Genomic DNA, 2,586 nt, shown 5'->3' on the forward strand with positions numbered 1-2,586 from the left:
GCGCCGCGACCCGGACCGGGAGCGGGAATGGGTGATGCTGGTCGACGGCGCCCGCCATCAGCTGGACCTGATCCATGATCAGTGCGACGCGCGCGGGCTGGAGGTACGCCTGCTGATCGACTTCGTTCACGTGCTGGAGTACGCGTGGGCGCGGCCTGGTGCTTCTTCGCCAAGACCGACCCCGCCGCCGAGAGCTGGGTCGGCGAGAGGGCCCTGGAGATCCTCCAGGGCCGGGCCGAGCAGGTCGCCGACACCCTCGAAGCGCACGCGGACGCGGCGGAACTGGACGGCCAGCGGCGCTTGGGGGCGGACAAGGCGGGTCTGCTACCTGCGGGCCAAGCTCCCCTACCTCGGCTATGACATCGCGCTGGCGGAGGGCTGGCCGATCGCGACAGGCGTGATCGAGGGGGCGTGCCGGCACCTGGTGAAGGACCGGATGGACATCACCGGTGCCCGCTGGGGCCTGGCCGGGGCCGAGGCCGTCCTCAGGCTCCGCACGGTGATCAGCAACGGCGACTTCGAGGAGTACTGGAAGTATCACGCGCAGCGCGAGCACCTGCGGGTTCACGCCATCCGCTACCGCGACAGCCTCGCACTCGCGGCGTGATCACCGTCCCTCAAACAGAGCCGCACCCAACGGACATTCGCCTACCTCGGCTGGTATGCGTGGTGGCGAGTGCTCCGCTGGATTCGCTACAAGCGCCCCCACATGACCTGGAAGCAACTGCGGCGCCGTTACTTCGGAGCGGACCGCATCGCAGAGGGCGGTCTCGTCCTCTACAACCCGGCGAAGATGAAGGTTGAGCGCTACCGCTTCCGCGGAGCGCAGATCAGTACGCCATACAACATCGACGAGGTCGATCCGGAGAAGGCTCGCTTTCGCCGGACCAGCCACGACGATGTGGCCTTCGTCGGCCAGGTCAGCGAATACCTCGCCTGACACACCGGATCACGTGGAGAGCCCGTTGCGGGGCCAACTCGCACGGCGGGTTCGGCGGGCGGGGGTGGGAAAACCGACACCTGAAAGGGCGCACGGCGTCCCGTCCCCGACCCAACATATGGAGCTGGACCGCAGGGGTGCTGAGCTGCTGTTCCAGGTGCTGACGGAGCGGGAGGAGAAGAACAGTGTCGCCATCGCCTCGAACGAGAGTTTCAGCGGCTGGACCAAGACCTTCACCGACCCCCGGCTCTGCGCGGCCATCGTCGACCGGCTCACCTTCGGCGGCAACCTGATCCCCCGGGCCGCCGCCCAGGACGGCAAGGCAGGCTGACCGCCCTGGGACTCACTTCGCCAGGAGGCGGCGTCGCACCCCTGAACTTCAGCAACTGGAACAATGAACGATCTTGCAGACGTCACCGGGGAGAGGGGAGATTCGACTGTGAAGGTCGGACTGGCACGTTCCGCCGCGATCCAGTGGGTTGCCCAGCATGCCCAACCCGATGCTGGCTTCCGGGGCGCGTACTTCAGCGGCTCAACCGTCGGGCTGCCGGACGACGCGGAGCTGTCGCCCTCCTCGGACATCGACATCTTCGTCGTCACTGCCCAGGAGGACCCACCAGCCAAGCCAGGGAAACTTCGCTTCCAGGACGCCCTGCTGGAAGTCAGCTACCTACCCTGGACCGAACTCGCCTCCGCCGACGACGTCCTGGCGTCCTATCACCTGGCCGGCAGCTTCCGCACTGACGCGATCATCGATGACCCCACCGGCGATCTGCACAAACTGCACGCACACATCTCGCGCCAATTCGCCGCCCGACCCTGGGTCCGCCGCAGATGCCAGGATGCCCGCCACCGGATCGAAACCCGCCTCGCTGCGATCGACACCTCGGCGCCGTTCCACGAGCAGGTGATCTCTTGGCTATTCCCCACCGGCGTGACCTGCCACGTCCTTCTCGTCGCCGCCCTGCGTAACCCCACCGTCCGCTTGCGCTATCTGGCCGCTCGCGAGGTCCTCACCGACTACGGCCACCTCAGCCTCTACCCGGAACTTCTGAACCTTCTCGGCTGCTCACACCTGCCCGCGCAGCGTGTCCAGCACCATCTGCGTGAACTCGCCGCGACGTTCGACGCCACCGTCCAAGTGGCGAAGACCCCGTTCTTTTTCAGCAGCGACATCACGCCCACCGCACGGCCGATCGCGATTGACGGAAGCCAGAGGCTCATCGACTCAGGCGACCACCACGAGGCTGTCTTCTGGATCATCGCGACCTTCGCCCGCTGCCACACCATCCTGGCCGCCGATGCCCCCCAGCTGCACGAAGCCCTCGCCCCAGCATTCCAGGCGGCCGTCACCGATCTCGGCATCAGCTCCACCCGTGACCTCATCCACCGAGCCGAAGAGGTGACCCGGTTCCTGCCGCGGCTCTGGCAGATCACCGAGGACATCCTGCGCAGCAACCCCAACATCACCGAATAGCAGAGGAAAGACATCGACTCGGCCACCGAGCGGTGTCAGTTCTCATCGACATTTCACGGCTCGGCGATCGACAAGTGCTGCTACGGCAGCTGTAGATAGCCCTGCCTGTGCTCATCGCGGCTGGTCAGCGGTTTGAGGGGGGTGGGTGCGGGGCACGAGGACGGCCGCC

4 protein-coding genes and 1 pseudogene are annotated in these 2,586 nt (G+C 66.6%); all 5 read left to right on the plus strand.

Annotated features, from left to right (window positions below):
• The first annotated feature begins 144 nt into the window (after positions 1-144).
• The 5 genes and pseudogenes from H8R17_RS45050 to H8R17_RS45070 all read left to right on the plus strand — a co-directional run bounded on the left by H8R17_RS45050 (position 145) and on the right by H8R17_RS45070 (position 2,417).
• Positions 145-360, plus strand: coding sequence for a hypothetical protein (locus H8R17_RS45050; RefSeq protein ID WP_187828930.1), 216 nt, complete (start codon positions 145-147; stop codon positions 358-360).
• Between the two features lie 37 nt (positions 361-397).
• Positions 398-607: a hypothetical protein gene (locus tag H8R17_RS45055; RefSeq protein WP_187828931.1), complete on the plus strand. Its 210-nt coding sequence runs from the start codon at positions 398-400 to the stop codon at positions 605-607.
• Between the two features lie 102 nt (positions 608-709).
• Positions 710-940, plus strand: a complete 231-nt coding sequence (locus H8R17_RS45060) for a hypothetical protein (RefSeq protein WP_187828932.1) — start codon at positions 710-712, stop codon at positions 938-940.
• A 115-nt stretch (positions 941-1,055) separates the two neighbouring features.
• Positions 1,056-1,271, plus strand: a pseudogene (locus H8R17_RS45065) (ATP-binding protein); the annotation flags it as partial.
• Positions 1,272-1,379: 108 nt separating this feature from the next.
• Positions 1,380-2,417 carry a hypothetical protein gene (locus tag H8R17_RS45070; RefSeq protein WP_187828933.1) on the plus strand — a complete coding sequence of 346 codons (1,038 nt, stop codon included), beginning with the start codon at positions 1,380-1,382 and terminating at the stop codon, positions 2,415-2,417.
• The last annotated feature ends 169 nt before the right edge of the window (positions 2,418-2,586 follow it).

This window comes from Streptomyces sp. TRM68367 (assembly GCF_014495685.1).
Taxonomy (GTDB): Bacteria; Actinomycetota; Actinomycetes; order Streptomycetales; family Streptomycetaceae; genus Streptomyces.